Origin of the sequence: Salinicoccus roseus (assembly GCF_003814515.1) — a bacterium.
Lineage (GTDB): Bacteria > Bacillota > Bacilli > Staphylococcales > Salinicoccaceae > Salinicoccus > Salinicoccus roseus.
Genome location: NZ_RKQJ01000004.1, coordinates 16027 through 34149, shown reverse-complemented (window position 1 = coordinate 34149; position 18123 = coordinate 16027). Strand labels below are relative to the sequence as shown.

General features: G+C 49.9%; 16 protein-coding genes. 12 read left to right on the top strand and 4 right to left on the bottom strand.

Translation table 11 applies throughout. The features are described 5' to 3' along the window. Positions 1 to 55: 55 nt before the first annotated feature. Positions 56 to 757, bottom strand: a complete 702-nt coding sequence (locus tag EDC33_RS11110; protein ID WP_124011249.1) for a YjjG family noncanonical pyrimidine nucleotidase — start codon at positions 755 to 757, stop codon at positions 56 to 58. Positions 758 to 895: 138 nt separating this feature from the next. Between EDC33_RS11110 and malQ the strand changes: the two genes are divergently transcribed. Together malQ and EDC33_RS11100 are read left to right on the top strand one after the other, a co-directional pair. Next, the gene (malQ, locus tag EDC33_RS11105) at positions 896 to 2374 is read left to right on the top strand and encodes a 4-alpha-glucanotransferase (RefSeq protein WP_124011248.1); all 1479 of its coding nucleotides are present in this window, start codon (positions 896 to 898) and stop codon (positions 2372 to 2374) included. Continuing rightward, a complete protein-coding gene (locus tag EDC33_RS11100; RefSeq protein WP_124011247.1) occupies positions 2371 to 4722 on the top strand; it encodes a glycogen/starch/alpha-glucan phosphorylase in 2352 nt (783 codons plus the stop codon). The genes malQ and EDC33_RS11100 overlap by 4 nt, the downstream gene beginning before the upstream one ends. 53 nt (positions 4723 to 4775) lie before the next feature. Here EDC33_RS11100 and EDC33_RS11095 read toward each other — a convergent pair whose 3' ends face one another. Together EDC33_RS11095 and EDC33_RS11090 are read right to left on the bottom strand one after the other, a co-directional pair. Beyond that, positions 4776 to 5201, bottom strand: a complete 426-nt coding sequence (locus EDC33_RS11095; RefSeq protein ID WP_094907241.1) for a hypothetical protein — start codon at positions 5199 to 5201, stop codon at positions 4776 to 4778. A 26-nt stretch (positions 5202 to 5227) separates the two neighbouring features. Then, positions 5228 to 5950: an SDR family NAD(P)-dependent oxidoreductase gene (locus EDC33_RS11090; RefSeq protein ID WP_040105295.1), complete on the bottom strand. Its 723-nt coding sequence runs from the start codon at positions 5948 to 5950 to the stop codon at positions 5228 to 5230. A 143-nt stretch (positions 5951 to 6093) separates the two neighbouring features. Between EDC33_RS11090 and kynU the strand changes: the two genes are divergently transcribed. From kynU to EDC33_RS11040, 10 genes are all read left to right on the top strand, one after another. After that, entirely contained in the window at positions 6094 to 7359 is a 1266-nt protein-coding gene (gene kynU / locus EDC33_RS11085) for a kynureninase (RefSeq protein WP_124011246.1), read from the top strand. Further along, positions 7356 to 7991, top strand: coding sequence for a cyclase family protein (locus tag EDC33_RS11080; RefSeq protein WP_094907238.1), 636 nt, complete (start codon positions 7356 to 7358; stop codon positions 7989 to 7991). Before kynU ends, EDC33_RS11080 begins: the two co-directional genes overlap by 4 nt. Continuing rightward, complete coding sequence (locus EDC33_RS11075; RefSeq protein WP_124011245.1) at positions 7984 to 8826, top strand: tryptophan 2,3-dioxygenase; 843 nt, start codon at positions 7984 to 7986, stop codon at positions 8824 to 8826. Before EDC33_RS11080 ends, EDC33_RS11075 begins: the two co-directional genes overlap by 8 nt. Before the next feature lie 14 nt (positions 8827 to 8840). After that, positions 8841 to 9161: a hypothetical protein gene (locus EDC33_RS11070; protein ID WP_094907236.1), complete on the top strand. Its 321-nt coding sequence runs from the start codon at positions 8841 to 8843 to the stop codon at positions 9159 to 9161. Between the two features lie 124 nt (positions 9162 to 9285). Further along, complete coding sequence (locus EDC33_RS11065; RefSeq protein ID WP_124011244.1) at positions 9286 to 10314, top strand: TAXI family TRAP transporter solute-binding subunit; 1029 nt, start codon at positions 9286 to 9288, stop codon at positions 10312 to 10314. Between the two features lie 62 nt (positions 10315 to 10376). Next, complete coding sequence (locus EDC33_RS11060; protein WP_229716766.1) at positions 10377 to 10829, top strand: DUF1850 domain-containing protein; 453 nt, start codon at positions 10377 to 10379, stop codon at positions 10827 to 10829. A 5-nt stretch (positions 10830 to 10834) separates the two neighbouring features. Further along, positions 10835 to 13060: a TRAP transporter permease gene (locus EDC33_RS11055; RefSeq protein WP_124011242.1), complete on the top strand. Its 2226-nt coding sequence runs from the start codon at positions 10835 to 10837 to the stop codon at positions 13058 to 13060. Between the two features lie 164 nt (positions 13061 to 13224). Beyond that, entirely contained in the window at positions 13225 to 14373 is a 1149-nt protein-coding gene (locus tag EDC33_RS11050; RefSeq protein ID WP_124011241.1) for an NAD-dependent epimerase/dehydratase family protein, read from the top strand. 16 nt (positions 14374 to 14389) lie between these two features. Beyond that, positions 14390 to 15526, top strand: a complete 1137-nt coding sequence (locus tag EDC33_RS11045; protein WP_040105286.1) for a glycosyltransferase family 4 protein — start codon at positions 14390 to 14392, stop codon at positions 15524 to 15526. A 17-nt stretch (positions 15527 to 15543) separates the two neighbouring features. Continuing rightward, on the top strand, positions 15544 to 16845 hold the full coding sequence (locus tag EDC33_RS11040; RefSeq protein ID WP_124011240.1) for a pyrimidine-nucleoside phosphorylase: 1302 nt from the start codon (positions 15544 to 15546) through the stop codon (positions 16843 to 16845). 25 nt (positions 16846 to 16870) lie between these two features. Here the strand turns inward: EDC33_RS11040 and EDC33_RS11035 are convergent, their stop codons facing one another. After that, entirely contained in the window at positions 16871 to 17977 is a 1107-nt protein-coding gene (locus tag EDC33_RS11035; protein WP_124011239.1) for a GGDEF domain-containing protein, read from the bottom strand. Between the last annotated feature and the right edge of the window lie 146 nt (positions 17978 to 18123).

Genomic DNA, 18123 nt, shown 5'->3' with positions numbered 1-18123 from the left:
TTTTTATTTAGGTTATCCTAAATAATTAATTTAGTCAAACCTAAAAAGAACCGGACTAGAATGGCCGGTTCGTCAGAATCTGATGTATTTCATTTAATTGTTTAATTTCGTAGTGAGGGGAAAAAGAAAAGGGGTTGGATCTACCGAGCGGATTGTACCAGCATGTATCGATATTGCTGTTATGCCCGCCTTTTATATCCGAGGTGAGCGAATCCCCGATGATCAATGCCCTGCTGCTGTCGAAATCTTCGATGCGTGCTCCGACATGATCGAAGAACGCCTTCATCGGTTTCGGATATCCCACGTCCTCACTGATGAAAACCTCAGAAAAATAGGGTCCCAGCCCCGAGCGGTGCAGACGTTTCTGCTGTGTCTCCTTAACTCCGTTAGTGATGATGAACAGGCGGTATGTCCATGAGAGTTCTTCCACTATTTCAAGCGCCCCATCAAAAAGATGATGCCCATGCTCTGCAACGGCGTTCCTGTAGAGCTGATCGATCGTGGCACCGTCGACCTCCTTGCCGAGTGATTTGAAAAATCGTTCATGTCTGTAGGAGAGCACTTCATTTTTGGAAAGTTCGTTGCGCTCAAGCATTTCCCAATGTGCCCTGTTAATTTTGCTGTAGCGCTGAAACAGTTCTGGTGTGGCCTCAATGCCAAAATGGGACAGCACCTTTCTAAGTGCAGTCTGTTCGGCCCTTCCGAAGTCGAGCAGCGTATCATCCAGATCGAAAAGCAATGTATGGTATCGGTTCAACTGTCATTCCTCCTGCAGGGGATGGCGGTGGCATTCCATCATAAGATTATTTAATGCCCAGTATATATGTATGCCCAGTATATATGTTATAATGGAATTATGGAAATGCAAACGTTTGCATAAAAGAGGGGGGACCTTATGGAAAAGCGTTCAAGCGGACTGCTGCTGCATGTATCCTCATTACCTGGGAAATACGGTATTGGTGATTTTGGAGAAGATGCCTATGCCTTCGTCGATTTCCTCTCCATGACAGGAACGAAGTATTGGCAGATATTGCCGCTCGGCATCACGAGTTTTGGGGATTCACCGTACCAGAGCTTCTCCGCCTTTGCCGGCAACCCGTACTTCATAAATTTGGATCGGCTGGTGGAAGCGGGCTGGTTGAAGCAGTCGGAAATTGTCCGTACAGACTTGGGAGAAGATGAGGAATACGTGGACTATGCGAAATTATATGAAGGGAAGATGGCATTGCTCGATAAGGCGTTTGAGCGTGCCTATCCTGAAGTAGAGAAGGAGCTGGAGGGCTTTGCGGCCGAACATGAAGATTGGCTGCCCGACTTCGCGACGTTCATGGCCATCAAGAAGGCGCATGGGAACATCGCCTGGACGGAATGGCCGGAGCGCTACCGCCTTCGGAAAAGGGAGGTGCTGGAGGCTTTTTACGAAGGGAACAGGAAGGAAAGACATTTCTGGATCTTCACACAGTATCTTTTCTTTGAACATTGGGGGGACCTGAAACGTTACGCCAACCGGAAAGGCATAAGGATCATCGGTGATATTCCGATCTATGTCGCGGCAGACAGTGCGGATGTCTGGTCGCGCCCGGACCTCTATAAGCTGAAGGAGAACTTGAAGCCGAGCGTCGTCGCAGGCGTCCCTCCTGATATGATGAGTGACACAGGACAGCTCTGGGGCAACCCGATCTACGACTGGGAGCAGATGGAGAAGGAGGGCTATCACTGGTGGATACGCCGTGTGGAGGAAAGTTTCCGTCTTTATGATGCTGTCCGCATCGACCATTTCCGTGGTTTCGAAGCATATTGGCAAGTGCCGGCTGAAGATGAGACCGCTGAGAATGGCGAATGGGTCAAAGGACCTGGCATGTCCCTCTTCAGAGCCATCAGGGAAGCGCTGGGAGACAAGGAAATCCTCGCTGAAGACCTTGGTTTCCTGACCCAGGAAGTGCGTGATCTGATCGAAGAGACGGGATATCCCGGCATGAAGGTGCTGCAATTCGGTTTCGGTGGTGAAGATGGCTATCTTCCCCACAACTACACAGGGCATACCATCGCCTATACGGGCAACCATGACACCCAGACGATGCAGGGATGGCTTGACAGTGCAGATGAAGAAGCTGTTGAAGCAGCACGCAGCTATCTGAACCTCACCGAAGAGGAAGGGTATGTCAACGGACTGATCCGGGGCGTCTTTGCATCCTCGTCCAATCTGGCAATCATCCCTGTGCAGGATCTGCTGGGTCTTGATGACTCAGCCCGCTTCAATGTACCATCGACCATTGGAGGCAACTGGGAATGGCGGCTGACACAGGATGCACTGAAGAAAGAGCACAGTAAGCAACTTAAAAATCTTAATGAACGATACGGGAGGTCACTATGACATCACTACAACTCAAGGATAGGATTGAAGGCAAAGCCTATGAAAGTCACGGGGAATCATTTTACGAACTGAACGAAAAAGAACAATTCAATGTGGTCGGCAATGCTGTCATGGAGTATCTTGTGCCTGAATGGATTGAATCAAAGAGTAAATTCAGAAAAAAGAAGCAGGCCTATTACCTGTCTGCTGAATTCCTCATGGGACGGGCGCTGAGCAACAATCTCGTAAACCTGGGCATAGACGGGGAAGTCAAACGGACTCTGGAGGAGATGGGGGTCGACTATAATGCATTGGAAGATGCTGAAGACGATGCAGGACTCGGAAACGGAGGACTCGGCCGTCTGGCTGCGTGTTTCCTTGATTCTGGAGCGACACTCGACTATCCGCTCTCCGGCTATGGCATCCTCTACCAGTATGGAATCTTCAAGCAGAATTTTGTGAACGGATTCCAGGTTGAAGAGGCCGATCCATGGCTCGAGCACGACAATCCATGGCTGATAAAGAACAGTAACGATGCAGTAATCGTCGAATTCAGCGACAATGACAAGGTGGAGGCTGTCCCTTATGACATGCCGATCGTCGGCTACGGCGGGGACACAATCAATACACTGCGCCTATGGAAGGCGGAAGCCATCCACAAGTTCGATTTCCAGGCTTTTGATGAAGGGAAGTATATCGACTCCGTCAAGGCACAGAACGAAGCGGAGACGATTTCACGTATACTGTATCCGAATGATTCGACGAATGAAGGCAAGAAACTGAGGCTGAAGCAGCAATATTTCTTCACATCGGCATCCCTGCAGGACCTTATGGATAACTTCAAGGCGGAAGGTCATAAGAGCTTCGATGATTTCTCCAAACTGCATTCGATTCAGCTGAATGATACACACCCGGCACTCGCCATACCGGAGCTCATACGACTGCTCGAAAAGGAGGGTGTCGATTTTGAAAGGGCGTTCGACATCACACAGAAATCCATGGCGTATACAAACCATACGCTGCTTGCAGAAGCATTGGAAGTATGGGATAAGGGACTTTTCACATCAGTACTTCCGAACCTTTATCCATATATAGAAGAAATCAATGCCCGTCTTGTGAGGGAGTTGAAGGAGTGGCAGGTCGACAAGGATGAATGGCACAACTTCCTGATCATACAGGGCAACTCCATCCACATGGCATTCATGTCGATCTATGCAACGCGGGCAGTGAATGGGGTGGCCGCAATCCACACCGATCTGCTCAAGACGGATGTCCTGAAATCATGGCATGACATGTTCCCGGACCGGATACTCAATAAGACCAACGGTATCACTCAGAGGAGATGGCTGCTCCAGTCCAATCCCCAACTGAGTGGTATGATCACCGACCTTCTCGGTTCGAAGGAGTGGGTGACATCACTCGAACAGCTGAAGGGCCTTGAACCGATGCAGGACGATGAGGCAGTGCTGGAGCGCTTCATCGACATCAAACGGGAAAAGAAACAGGAGCTTTCCGAGTACATCCAGTTCCATGAAGAAGTGGACATCGATCCGGACTCCATCTTCGATATCCAGATCAAACGCCTGCATGAATATAAACGCCAGCTGATGATGGCATTCTATATTGCAGATCTGTACAACCGCATCAAGGCGGACCCTGATGGGGAGTGGACGAAACGCACATTCATCTTTGGTGCAAAAGCGGCTCCCGGATACTACATTGCCAAAGCAATCATCAAGTACATCAATGAGCTTGCCGGCAAGGTGAATACCGATTCCGATGTGAACGGCATCATTAAGGTCGTCTTTGTCGAAAATTATGGTGTATCCTATGCTGAGAGGCTGTTCCCGGCTGCAGATGTATCTGAACAGATTTCCCTTGCAGGGAAAGAAGCTTCAGGCACAGGCAATATGAAGTTCATGTTGAATGGCGCCGTTACAGTAGGCACGATGGATGGCGCCAATGTTGAAATCGTTGAAGAGGCAGGGAAAGAGAACAACTACATCTTCGGCATGGAAGTCGAGGAAGTCGTGGCAAAGCGGGGCAACTACGATCCTGTTGCAGCGATGGAACGGACAGAAGGTTTGGAACAGGTAGTGGAGTCCCTCATCGACGGCACTTTCAACGACAATAATACTGGCATGTTCCAGGACCTATACAACAGTCTGACCGCGGAGGACCAGTACTTCATTCTTGAGGACTTCGAAAGCTACCGTCAGGCTCAGGACCAGATTGCCAATGATTTCAAAGATCAGAAAGCATTCTACAGGAAAGGGTTCATCAACATGGCCAATGCTGGCAAATTCTCTTCCGACAGGACGCTCGAAGAGTATGCAACAGAAATATGGCATGTGAGCAAGCAACAGTAGGTAAGAAAAAGCAAAAAATAAGCCTGATCCATTTATTTGGATCAGGCTTATTTCTATTCTGCGAGCAGGAAGCTTTCCTCATCCCGTGAATGGATTTCATCCACGATGATGATGGAAACGGAATAGTCGATGAGTTTCTGGAAATCGACTTCGTCCTTCGCCAGCTCTTCCTTCATGCGTTCGATCATGATGCGCATCAGGTCATGGTCGCGTGTCAGATGCTGCACCTTATCATGGAGGTCCGGGTTCTTGTTGACTGCCTCCTCATATAGGCCGTTATCTTCTTCTTCACTGTCTGCATGGGTCAGTATACGCTGCTCGACATATTCGATGAACGACTGCATCTCCTCGGCAAGTTCCTTGTGCTCGAGTTTATTCAATAGGATTTTCATATCGGCGACGTGGTCTTCTGCACCTCCCAGGCTTGCGTCATGGATTGCTCTATGTGCATGCAGTTGTCTGAGTGCCGGTCCTGCCATACAATCACTTCCTTACAAATTATTTGCTATTGGTCTTTCGGTGTGGGATTGGTGGCCCACATCTGGCTTGTCTTGATGAAGGTCCTCGGATTCAGTTTGAGCTGGCTGACGATGATGTCTGCCATATCCTCCGCGTGGGTCATCGTCTCTTCCTTCAGCCCCGTCTCCCCGATCAGGTCGGTGAGGACTGCGGACGGCGTCAGGTAGGAGACCCGGATGTTATGCTGGCGCATTTCCTGCATGACACCTTCAGTCATGCCGATGACAGCAAACTTAGTGGCAGAATAGAGGGAGCTGCCCTTCGTTCCTTTCAAGCCGGACATCGAGGATATGTTGATGACATCCCCCTGGCCCTGCTGCTTCATCATCGGCAGGATGCCATGCATCATATGATAGATGCCGAACACGTTCACATCCATCATTTTGCGGAGGTCCTCTTCAGAACTGTCGAGGAAAGTAGTGTGATTCATGATGCCTGCATTGTTGATCAGAATGTCGATGCGTCCGAACGCGTCGTTGACTTCGTCCAGCATGCGGTCCACATCTTCCTTGTTTGAAACATCCCCATTCAGGGCGACGACCTGGACACCATGTTTCTGGAGCTCGCCGACAGCATCTTTCAGTGTGTCCGGATTGCGTCCAATCACGGCAATGTTTACACCTTCCTCGGCGAGCGCGTGGGCGGTGGCAAGGCCGATGCCTCGTGTGCCCCCTGTGATTACAGCATATTTCCCTTTGATTTCCTGCATAGATGGATTCTCCTTATCAACAGTTTTATGTTTCCATTGTATCAAAGACATGGGAAGCAGGCACTCATGAGGCTTTTCATGTGATAAAATCACTGTATAATAAAAGAAAAGGCTTACATGCTAAAGATACTGGGAGGCATTATATGAATCAATGGCTGGAAAAGGCGCGCCGTAAGGATGAACGGGATGCACTGGCAAAGTACAAGGAGGAATTCTATCTGGGGGATGCTGTCTACTATATGGATGGGAATTCACTCGGATTGATGAGCAGGCGTTCGGAGCAGAGCATGCTTGATGTGATGGCGGACTGGAAGAATCACGGGATTGACGGCTGGACCCGAGGGGAGCGGCCATGGTTCTACATGAGTGAAAGGATCGGGGCGATGATGGCGGACCTTGTTGGAGCTGAAAGCCAGGAGGTTCTGGCGACCAGTTCCACGACGATGAATATCCACCAGACCATCCGGACCCTCTATCGTCCGACGGATGAACGGTATAGAATACTGGTCGACGACTTGAACTTTCCGTCTGACATCTATGCGGTGCAGTCGATACTTGAAGACTACGGATACGGCGATGGCATGGTGAAGGTACCTTCTGACGATGGGCACTTGCTGGCTACCGACCGGATCATCGATATGATGGACGAGAGCATCGCATTGATACTGCTGCCCTCTGTACTCTACCGCAGCGGTCAAGTATTGGAGATGGAAAAGCTGACACGGAAAGCACATGAAAAAGGAATCGTCATCGGGTTCGACCTCTGCCACTCCATCGGTTCCGTCCCGCACCAGCTGAAAGCATGGGATGTGGATTTCGCTGTATGGTGTACATATAAGCATCTGAATGGCGGACCCGGGTCTGTGGCGGGCCTGTACGTGAATGAGAAACATCAACACCATCCGGTAAGCCTTAAAGGATGGTTCGGCAACAACAAGGAGACGCAGTTCGACATGAAGCACACTTTCGACCAGGCCTCAGACATCAGCCAATACCAGGTAGGCACGCCGCATATATTTTCCATGGCGCCGCTTCTCGGTGCACTGGAAATGTTCGACGAAGCCGGAATCGGAAATATACGGCAAAAGTCCCTCGAACTGACGGATTTCATGATCGGAATGATTGAAGACGTCCTCAAGGATCATGATATCGACATCGTTACGCCAAAGAGTCATGACACCCGGGGCGGACACATACTGATCGGCCACCCGCAGGCAGCAGGCATCAATGCGGCCCTGAAGTCCAAGGGTGTGATTCCCGATTTCAGGGCACCAAGCTACGTGAGGATTGCGCCGGTTGCGCTATACAATTCATTTGAAGATGTCCATCATACCGTGATGATCCTGAAGGAGATCATGGATGACCGGCTGTATGAACAATTTGATAACAAACGGGGGGTGATTGCATGATGTGGCAGGACATTACACAGACGCTCGATGACAGGATCGCCCATTGGCCGGAGGATACGCCGTTCAGTTACGCACGCACGGTGACGAAGGCGGAGAGCGGGTCAGTCAATATAGGGAAGATCGAGACGAGCACCCATATCGGGACCCACATTGATGCACCGTTCCATTTTGATGATAGAGGCGCAACGGTGGAGGCGCTGGACATCAACCGTTATATCGGCGGGGCAACCGTAATTGAAGTGGGCGGAGGGGAGACCGTCACCTTGGAGGACATTGAACCCTACAGGATTGAGGGGACCACCCTGCTGCTCAAGACGAAACGTCGGACCGAGCGTACTATTTTTCCCGATTCGATTCCGGTGCTTGAGAAGCGTGCGGTCGAATACATGGCTTCCTGTGGCATCAAGCTCTTTGGCATTGACGTCACTTCGGTTGACGCAATCGATTCGAAGACGCTGGATATCCACCATCTGTTGTATGAACGGGATATCATGATTCTGGAGAATGCAGTATTGGATGAGGTGGAACCGGGCTACTATGACTTTGTGGCGCTGCCATTGAAGCTCCAGGGCGCCGATGGCTCACCTGTACGTGCAGCACTGCGGTATAGAGGAGGGTTCGGTGATGAGTGACTTCCAGGATCATACGATCAGCGGGGAAGATGTAAAGACGGATTTCCTGAAGGATATGACATACAGCGAATATCTGAGCCTCGACCGCATTCTATTCTCGCAGAATACGATGACAGATCAGCATGATGAGACGCTTTTCATCATCATCCACCAGGTATCGGAACTATGGATGAAGCTGATCATCCATGAAATAAACTCCGCAATATCGGATATCCAGGACGACGACTTCAGGATGGCATTCAAAAAGCTGGCACGGGTGACGAACATCCAGAGACAGATCATTTCAGCGTGGGATGTCCTCTCGACGATGACGCCGAGCGACTACCTGAAATTCCGCGACAGCCTTGGCAACGCATCAGGTTTCCAGTCGTACCAGAACCGCATGATGGAGTTCAGTCTCGGCTATAAGACGACACACGCCCTGAAGATATATGAGAAGGATTCGGTCGTCCATGATATGCTGAAGGCACAGCTCAAAAAACCGAGCATCTATGATGAGGCCATCCGGGCTGTCGCCAGGGCCGGCTTCGTAATAGACGAGGAAGTGCTTGAGCGTGATGTGACGGAGTCCTATGTGCCGAACGCGTCGGTCAAGGAGGCATTCAAGCAGATCTACCTGAACACCGATGAATATTTTGAACTCTATGAGATGCTGGAGAAACTTGTGGATGTGGAAGACCTGTACAGCCAGTGGCGGTTCAGGCACATGAAGACGGTCGAACGCATCATCGGCTTCAAAAAGGGGACTGGAGGCAGCTCCGGTGTCAATTACCTGAAGCGTGTGATTGATGATTATTTCTTCAAGGAACTCTGGGAACTGAGATCGGAACTATAGGGAGGAATGATAATATGCGGGATTACGGACAGACCAATATTTTTGATGATGTGATCCGGGAGGATGAGACTTTCGTCATCGTCGTCCAGGAAGTGACTGAGCACAACGGCCAGCTCCAGAAGCGGGTCCTGAGGGAATATCCGAGCCTGAAGATGGATGGGATGAAGAATCTCTTCAGCCATCTGAGGGACGTCTATATGGAGGAGCCTTTCTCCGAGCAGGGAAAATATTTCGATATAACCGTCTATACGAATGAGGACTACGCAGGGGACAACATATACGCCCATACAAAAAGGTATCGGAACAGCAGGGAATGGACGACGACATCCAAATGAAGCACCCCGGAAAAGCGGGTGCTTTTTTAATGAGTCAATAATTTGTAATATTTAATTTATTGCAAGCGTTTTTATGTTACAATAATCAGTAAGTAAAGAAAAAATTTACAAAGGGGAGTAGGGTATGAAAAAATTTTCATGGTTACTGGTACTGATGCTTACGTTGTCCTTTGTCCTTGCAGCATGCGGTGGAGATAGCGGTGGTGATGGCGGAGAAGAGACGACTGAAGACGAAACGACTGAGGAAGGTGAATCTTCCGGCGATGGCGCTTCCGGTGAAGGCTGGGTTGAAAACATTACAGTACTGACTGGTGGGGAAGCAGGGGTGTACTTCCCGATCGGTGTTGCAATGGCGGATATCATTGATTCCCAGCTTGAGGATGTTTCTGCAACAGGTGTATCTTCCGGTGCTTCCGTATCCAACGCGGAACAGCTCAACAATGGGGAAGCCCAGCTTGCACTCGTACAGAATGATATCGCATATTATGGTGTAGAAGGTACGAACATGTTCGAAGAACCGCTGGAAAACTACAGCGGGGTGCTTACGCTCTATCCGGAGACAATCCAGCTTGTCACACTTGCTGATTCCGGAATCGAATCCGTTTCCGATCTGGAAGGTATGCGTGTCGCAATCGGGGATGTGGGCTCTGGTACAGAGGCCAATGCAACACAGATTCTCGAAGCGCACGGTCTCAGCGAATCTGATGTCGATGCACAGTACCTTGATTTTGCTGACGCTTCAACGAACCTACAGGATGGAAACGTCGATGCAGCCTTCGTAACAGCGGGTACGCCGACAGGTGCCATCCAGGAACTCAGTGCAAGTGCAGATGTCAAACTTGTCAGCTTCGATCAGGAAGCAATCGACTCACTGACTGAAGAATACTCATACTATACTCAGCACGAAATTCCAGCAGATGCCTATGAGAACTTCGACAGTACGGCTACAACAGTAGCAGTACAGGCAATGGTCATCGCATCGAATGACATTCCGGATGATCAGATGTACGAAATGACAAAAGCACTCTTTGAAAATCTCGACGACCTGAGCAATGCACACGTCCGTGGGGAAGAAGTGACACTCGATACTGCACAGGATGGCATGTCCATCGACCTTCACCCAGGTGCTCAGCAATATTACGATGAGCAGTAGATAGAATGGAAAAGAGTAATAGTAAAAAGACATTGCAGACCCGCAATGTCTTTTTATCCCTTATGGGAGTTTCAATTGTTGTGGCAGCAATCCTTCTTTATGCAACACGGCCACTCTACTTTTCAGTTTCCGATATGGAGACTGGTGAGGTGTTATATGGTGCCCGGGTGGAAGATGGAGAACGCTTCTCTGTTACATACATACATTCAGTCGAGCGTTCACCCGTAAAGGAAGTGTTCGAAGTGCGTGGGACTGAAATATACACTATGGAAAGCCATACGGAGTCATTTGGGGCAGGGATGCCGTACGAAGGGGAAGTAATGGAGCTTGAGGATGGAAAATTCATCATCAGTGACATCAACAGGCCGGTGCATGGAGGAACACTGAGAATCCGTCCATCATCGGTATTTCCGCATCACATACTGATTGGGGACGATGATATCGTCATCTCCGATGAGCCATTCAAGGGTAGAAATTTGGAGGTCGAAGTCACTCGGACCTTCTTTAAGAGGTGAATCAAATGGAACAAAATGAACAGAAGAAGATGCTCCAGGAGCTCGAGGGAAGTGACAGGGAGATCGGCAGGAAAATGGGGTGGCTGGTCAGCACTGTAGCCATCGGCCTGGCTTTTTTCCACCTTTATGTAGCCGGGTTCGGATTGCCCGGCATCGGTTCGCGGACTTTCCTGGTCGTCCACCTGATGCTGGGAATCATACTTGCTTTCCTCATATTCCCAATCAAAAAGGGACTGAGTCAGAAGACGATTCCATGGTATGACCTGCTGTTGGCCGCGGCATCATTGGCAATGGGGATCTATCTGATCAACCGTCAGACTGCAGAAGCCATCATGTCTGCAAGACCGACTGCAGTAGATTTGATCATCGGGGCAATATTCGTTGTAATCGTCATTGAAGCCACCCGGCGCGTGGTGGGGCTCCCGTTGGTCATCATTGCAGGAGTGTTCATCGGGTACTTTTTCCTTGGGCAATTCATGCCGGGGGATTTCTATCATAACCGTGGTGACTTCTCGCGCTTCGTCTATGAAATCGTCTATCGCAGCAATGGAATATTCGGTACACCGATCTATGCATCCGCCCAATTTGTATTCATTTTCATATTATTCGGTGCAATACTGGAGTCGACCGGAGCGGGGAAGATGTTCATCGACCTCGCGATACGCGGCTTCGGAAAATTTAAGGGCGGACCTGCTAAAGCAAGCGTCGTGGCAAGCGGCATGATGGGGAGCATCTCCGGGAGTTCAACTGCAAACGCAGTAACTACCGGGACGTTCACCATCCCCCTTATGAAGAAAGTTGGTTTCCCACCGCATGTTGCCGGCGGTATTGAAGTTGCCGCTTCCTCAAGTGGACAGTTCCTGCCGCCGGTCATGGGTGCAGCGGCTTTCATCATGGTGGAATTTACAGGCATCCCCTATTATGAAATCATCAAAAGTGCATTCATTCCTGCGCTGCTTGCATATGTGGGGATACTCTTCATGGTGCACTTCGAAGCGAGCAAGCATGGGATTTCCGGTATGGAAAAGTCGGAGATGAAGTCAGCGCGCAAGCTGATCATGACCCAGGGGTACATGCTGGTACCGATACTGATACTGCTATACTATCTCGTGATTGAACGCTCTTCCGTCAACGCATCAGCATTCTACTCGATCATAGCAATGATCGTCATTGCGCTTTTCACATACCGATTCAAGGAGCGGTTGGGAAGGACGATCCTCTATGCGGCAATACTGCTTGCGGCGACATTTGCGATGCAGTATCTGGTTGGTTATCTCAACCAGGGGCTTGTGGCATTGAACGATGTATTCGGAAGTCGGGTCTTCAACAGCCAGACCATCAGGTGGAGGGATTCGATCTTCACGATGGTGCTGGGCGGCATCATTGTCGCCCTGCTGTTCGGGCTTTTCCAACGCTCCATGAAGCAGGATAAAGTGAAGTCTGAATATGGCTTCAAGGAGCTGATGGAAGGTTTCGATACAGCATCAAGGAATGCGCTCAGCATCATCGTCGCCTGTGCGACGGCAGGCATACTGATCGGTGTCATCACGACAAGCGGCCTGTCCACGAAGTTCACACGCATCGTCATCGAGTTTTCCGATACGATCGAAGGCTGGCTGCCGAATTTCATGATTACAGATAATACACAGATATACATTGCGTTGGTGCTTACCGTGTTTGCCTGTCTGCTGCTTGGTCTGGGGCTGCCGACGACTGCAACCTATGTTGTGCTGGCCGCGGTCATCGCGCCGGTCCTCACTGATCTTGGCCTGCCGGTCATCGTCGCCCACCTGTTCGTCCTCTATTACGGGGTTCTGGCAGATGATACACCACCGATAAACCTGCCGGCATACGCGACGGCTGGGATCGCCAATGCAGGGCCGATACGGACTGGAGTCCAGGGCTTCAAGTACGATTCCGCTGCCCTGCTTCTCCCGTTCATGTTCGCAATCAATCCGACGATACTGCTGATCACTGATGCCACTGCTCTTGAAATGGTATGGGCAGTCATCACGGCTGCAATCGGCATGGCGACATTTGCCTCATTCATCCAGAACTACATGTTCACACCCTACAGCATCATCGAAAGGATCGCTGCAGTGGCCACGGCCCTGCTTTTCATCCAGAGTGACTTTGTGACGGACGGCATCGCAATTGGACTGTTTGTATTGCTGGTCCTTTTCCAGCTCTATAAAAGAAGGAAAAACAAACGTGCACCACAGATGGCTTGATGAAAACAGCCGGGAATCAATTTCCCGGCTGTTTTTTTGTTGGGCAATTAAACAATTTGATGAGAAAAGTTTGTCCCCCGATGCAAATATCTTTATAATGGTCATTGTATACTAGCGGTATACTGCGAATATTGTAAATAACACTTGAAGCGGAGGATTTTCAAATGAGAATTATAGTAGCAGGAGGGGACGGCTTCTGTGGATGGCCGACAGCCCTGTATCTTTCCGAGAAGGGCCATGATGTGACCATCGTGGACAGCTTGGTGAGACGTGAGATCGACAACGAATTGCACTCCAATTCCGTAACACCGATCGCTTCTCTCCAGGAGCGTGTGGATAAATGGAAAGAGCTCACAGGCAAAGAAATCAAAGTTTATGAAGGCGACCTCAACCATTATGACTTCCTGAGCCTTGTATTCAAGAATGAACGACCAGAGGCATTTGTTCATTTTGCTGAACAGCGCTCAGCACCATACTCCATGATCGATCGTAAGCATGCGGTATATACGCAGCAGAACAACGTGCTCGGCAACCTCAATGTCCTTTATGCGATAAAGGAATTCGAACCTGACTGCCATCTGATCAAACTTGGCACAATGGGAGAATATGGCCAGCCGAACATCGATATTGAAGAAGGCTATATTGAGATTGAACATAAAGGAAGAAAAGATACCCTGCCATTCCCTAAACAGCCGGGATCTTTCTATCACCTTACAAAAGTGCATGATACACATAACATCATGTTCGCGTGCAAAATCTGGGGCATTCGTGCAACGGACCTCAACCAGGGCATCGTATATGGTCTGAACACGGAGGAGACGAAGAAGGATCCTGTCCTTGCGAACCGTCTGGACTATGATGGCGTATTCGGTACAGCACTCAACCGTTTCCTCATCCAGGCAGCAATCGGCCATGACATGACAGTGTACGGCTCAGGCGGCCAGACACGTGCGTTCCTGAACATCAAAGACACGGTACGCTGTGTTGAAATTGCTGCCGAAAACCCTGCAGAACAGGGCGAGTTCAGGGTGTTCAACCAGTTCACTGAATCCTTCTCCGTACAGGAGCTTGCCGAAAAGACGAAGCAGGCAGCGAAAGATCTTGATATCGAAGCATCGATCAAGAACATAGAAAATCCACGTATTGAAAATGAAGATCACTACTATAATGCGGTCAATACAAACCTGATCGATCTGGGCTTGGAGCCTTACCTGCTCACTCAGGATGTACTCAAGGAAATCCTGCAGGAAGCACTAGAGCACAAGGACCGCATCATTGTGGACAATGTCCTTCCTAAAGTGACTTGGAAGTAGGGAAAGGGAGAACCGTATGAAGATAGCGATTGTCACAGAAACATTTCTCCCGTCGACGGATGGAATCGTTACAAGACTGACAAAAGCGATAGACTACTTTATACGGGAAGGCCACGAAGTTCTGGTCATAGCCCCAGATCTTGGAGTATATGACTATAAGGGTGCGAAAGTGGTCGGCGTAAAGCCGATCACTTTCCCTTTTTACAGATATCGTAAGTGGGGAGTCCCTTCCCGGAAAGTTTATCGTGAGTTGAAGAAATTCCAACCCGATGTCGTGCATGCAGTAAACCCCATACTCCTTGCCACAAGCGCAGTAAAAGCCGCTCAGAAACTGGATCTGCCTCTGGTCTCGTCCTATCATACACATCTGCCGAAATATCTCGATTACTACAAGGTCTACAAGCCGGCAAAACCACTTCTCTGGTGGTACATCAAACGCAACCACAAAAATGCAGACCTCAACCTGGTGACATCAAAAGCCATCCATGATGAACTGGCTGAGCAGGGTATCGAACGCCTGGATATCATACCGCGTGGTGTAGATGTCATCCACCGGCATCCCGACTACAGGGACGAGGAGATGAGGGAACGGCTGACAGGAGGGAAACCCTCCAATAAGCTGCTGGTGTTCATCGGCAGGATAGCAGTAGAGAAGGAAATCCACAAGCTGCTGCCTCTGCTCGAGAAGCGTCCTGACATCAGTCTTGCGATCATTGGTGATGGGCCGGCCCGTACCGATATCGAGAAGCGATTCAAAGGAACCAATACAGTGTTTACAGGCTTCATCCATGGTGAAGAGCTGTCCAAGGCCTTTGCCACAGGCGACGCCTTCATCTTCCCGTCGGTCTCCGAGACACTGGGGCTGGTCATTCTCGAATCGATGGCTTCAGGCCTGCCAGTGATCGGTGCCAAAAGCGGGCCGACCAATGAACAGGTGGCGCACGGTGTGACCGGCATGCTCTATGAGAATGAAGATCTCGACAGCATGATGGAAGCAGTATCGGTGCTTGAGGATGAAGAAAAACTCGAGACGATGAGAAGGAATGCCAGAAACGAAGCATTGGACTATGCCTGGGATAAAACATCCCAACGCCTGATCGACTTCTATATGGAAGCACGGGACAGGCACTCTGTAGGCAGCAGAAATATGTAAGGGAAAGGAAGATGGTTATGCGCATGGTAGATATCATCGCCAAAAAGCGTGACGGCGGAGAGTTATCGAAGGAAGAAATCGAACATTTCATTAACGGCTATACGGATGGGGATATTCCGGACTATCAGGTGTCCAGTCTGCTCATGTCGATCTTCTTCAATGATATGACCCAGGAAGAACGTGCGAACTTGACGATGGCCATGGTGAAATCGGGAGATGAGATCGATCTTTCGGCTATCGAAGGCGTGAAGGTCGACAAGCATTCGACAGGGGGTGTCGGCGATACGACGACGCTCGTACTCGCACCGCTCGTTGCAGCACTTGACGTACCGGTCGCCAAGATGAGTGGCCGCGGGCTCGGCCACACCGGCGGGACCATCGATAAGCTGGAAGCCGTTGATGGTTTCCATGTCGAAATCACCGAGCAGGAATTCACTGATATCGTCAACCGGGATAAAGTCGCGGTCATCGGACAATCGGGAAATCTTACGCCAGCTGATAAGAAGCTCTATGCACTCAGGGATGTCACTGCAACCGTCAACTCCATTCCGCTGATTGCAAGCTCCATCATGAGCAAGAAAATTGCTGCCGGTGCAGATGCCATCGTGCTGGATGTAAAGACTGGCGATGGTGCGTTCATGAAAAATGAAGAAGATGCGGTCGAATTGGCGTGTGCGATGGTTTCCATCGGAAACAATGTCGGACGCAATACGATGGCCATCATTTCAAGCATGTCGGAACCCCTCGGCTACGCCATCGGCAACGCTCTGGAAGTGAAGGAGGCCATCGACACGCTCAAAGGTGAAGGGCCGGAAGACCTTACAGCCCTCTGCCTTGAACTCGGGGCACAGATGGCTGTGCTCGGCGGTGCTGCAGAATCCCTCGATGAAGCAAAGGACAAGCTGCGTGCAGTCATAGATAATGGCGAGGCACTCGAGAAGTTCAGAGTATTCCTTAAAAATCAGGGCGGGGACGCCTCTGTTGTTGATGATCCATCCAAATTGCCGCAGGCCAAATACCAGTTCGAGGTGAAGGCTGAAGAGAGCGGCTTCGTCGAGGAAATTGCAGCTGAGGAAATCGGCATCGCCTCTGCCATGCTGGGTGCAGGCCGTCAGACGAAAGAGGATGAAATCGACCTGGCCGTTGGTCTCGTGCTGAAGAAGAAGGTCGGTGACCGTGTAGAGCAGGGCGACACGCTTGCTGTGATTCACAGCAACTCCGAAGACATCAAGGAAGTTGAGCAGAAGATACTCGACAATTACAGAATCGGCAGCAGGGAAAATAAAATCGAACTGATCAAACAGGTCATTACAGAATAGGAAAAGGCTCCCGATGGGAGCCTTTTTATTTTACCTTGTTATCTGAGGGGGCGATGATTAACTCATGGGAACTTTCGCAACAGACCTGGTTCCGTCCAAGCTTCTTTGCGATGTAAAGGTGTTCATCCGCCTGGCTGTAGAGATTCTTTGGGCTGGAAGCCTGCTCAGGATATGCTGCAATACCTATGGATGCAGTCACTCCGACAAATTTTCCGGCTGCAGTGATATGCCTGCTGTTCTCCAACGAAGTCCTGATACGTTCTGCAATCTCCAAAGCGTCCTCCTTCGATCGTCCCTTAAGGAGAATTGCGAATTCTTCTCCACCATTCCTCGCTGTAATACCGTCCTTGCCGACGATATTCTTCACTTTCCGGCTGACAACCTTAAGTGTCCTGTCACCTTCCGGATGCCCGTAAGTATCATTGAATCCTTTAAAGTGGTCGATGTCCATTAATATCAGAACGGACGGCTCATCCTTGCCAAGCGCATCCAGTTCGGCTTCGAAGACCCGCCTGTTCAAGAGGCCGGTAAGGCCGTCGACAGTAGAATCTTCTGAAAGCGTCTCATAAAGTTCATGGGACCTTTGCATATAATGAATGACGGATATGCCTGCAATTGCACTGACAGTCGACAGCAGCATATAGTATGACGCAGCAACCAGTGCAGCTTCATAACCACCTGCCGTTATCCCTATAGAGACGAAATATTCTGAGGCTGCAACTGCTACAAGGATGACTGCTCTGGGGTAGGGACCCAGGCGATGGGCCAATAAGTCTGCAAGGAAGACGCCAGCCAAGATTGAGCACAGGGCCAGCACGGAGGCCGTCGGCATGGCTAGAGGAGAAAATGCCAGCCACAGCAACAGGATCCCCCCACCAAGCAAATATGCTGCTTGGCTGTTGAACATCAGGGCAAGGATGAGGACGACCATGCTCAGCCCAAAATAGACATTCTCATGGGCATGGACGGCGTAATAGTTCAGAATGATGGCGAAAGTACCAGCCATTACACCGCCATAGAGGCTCTCCTTTTTATGGTTGACCAGCCTCCCTGTTATCTTCCACTTGAGCTGGAAGTAGATGTAGATGAATGTGACCAACATGCAGAACAGCATGAACATATCAAAAACCATACCCTCGCCCCCTTTCAGAACTCGATACTAATATTTACCCATGGCATTCCGGGTGCAGCATTTCAATTATGTCATGATGGTGAAATATTCCAGATATGTATAAGCGGTTCTACTATATCATAGATGTCCTTTATTTATCTTCAATT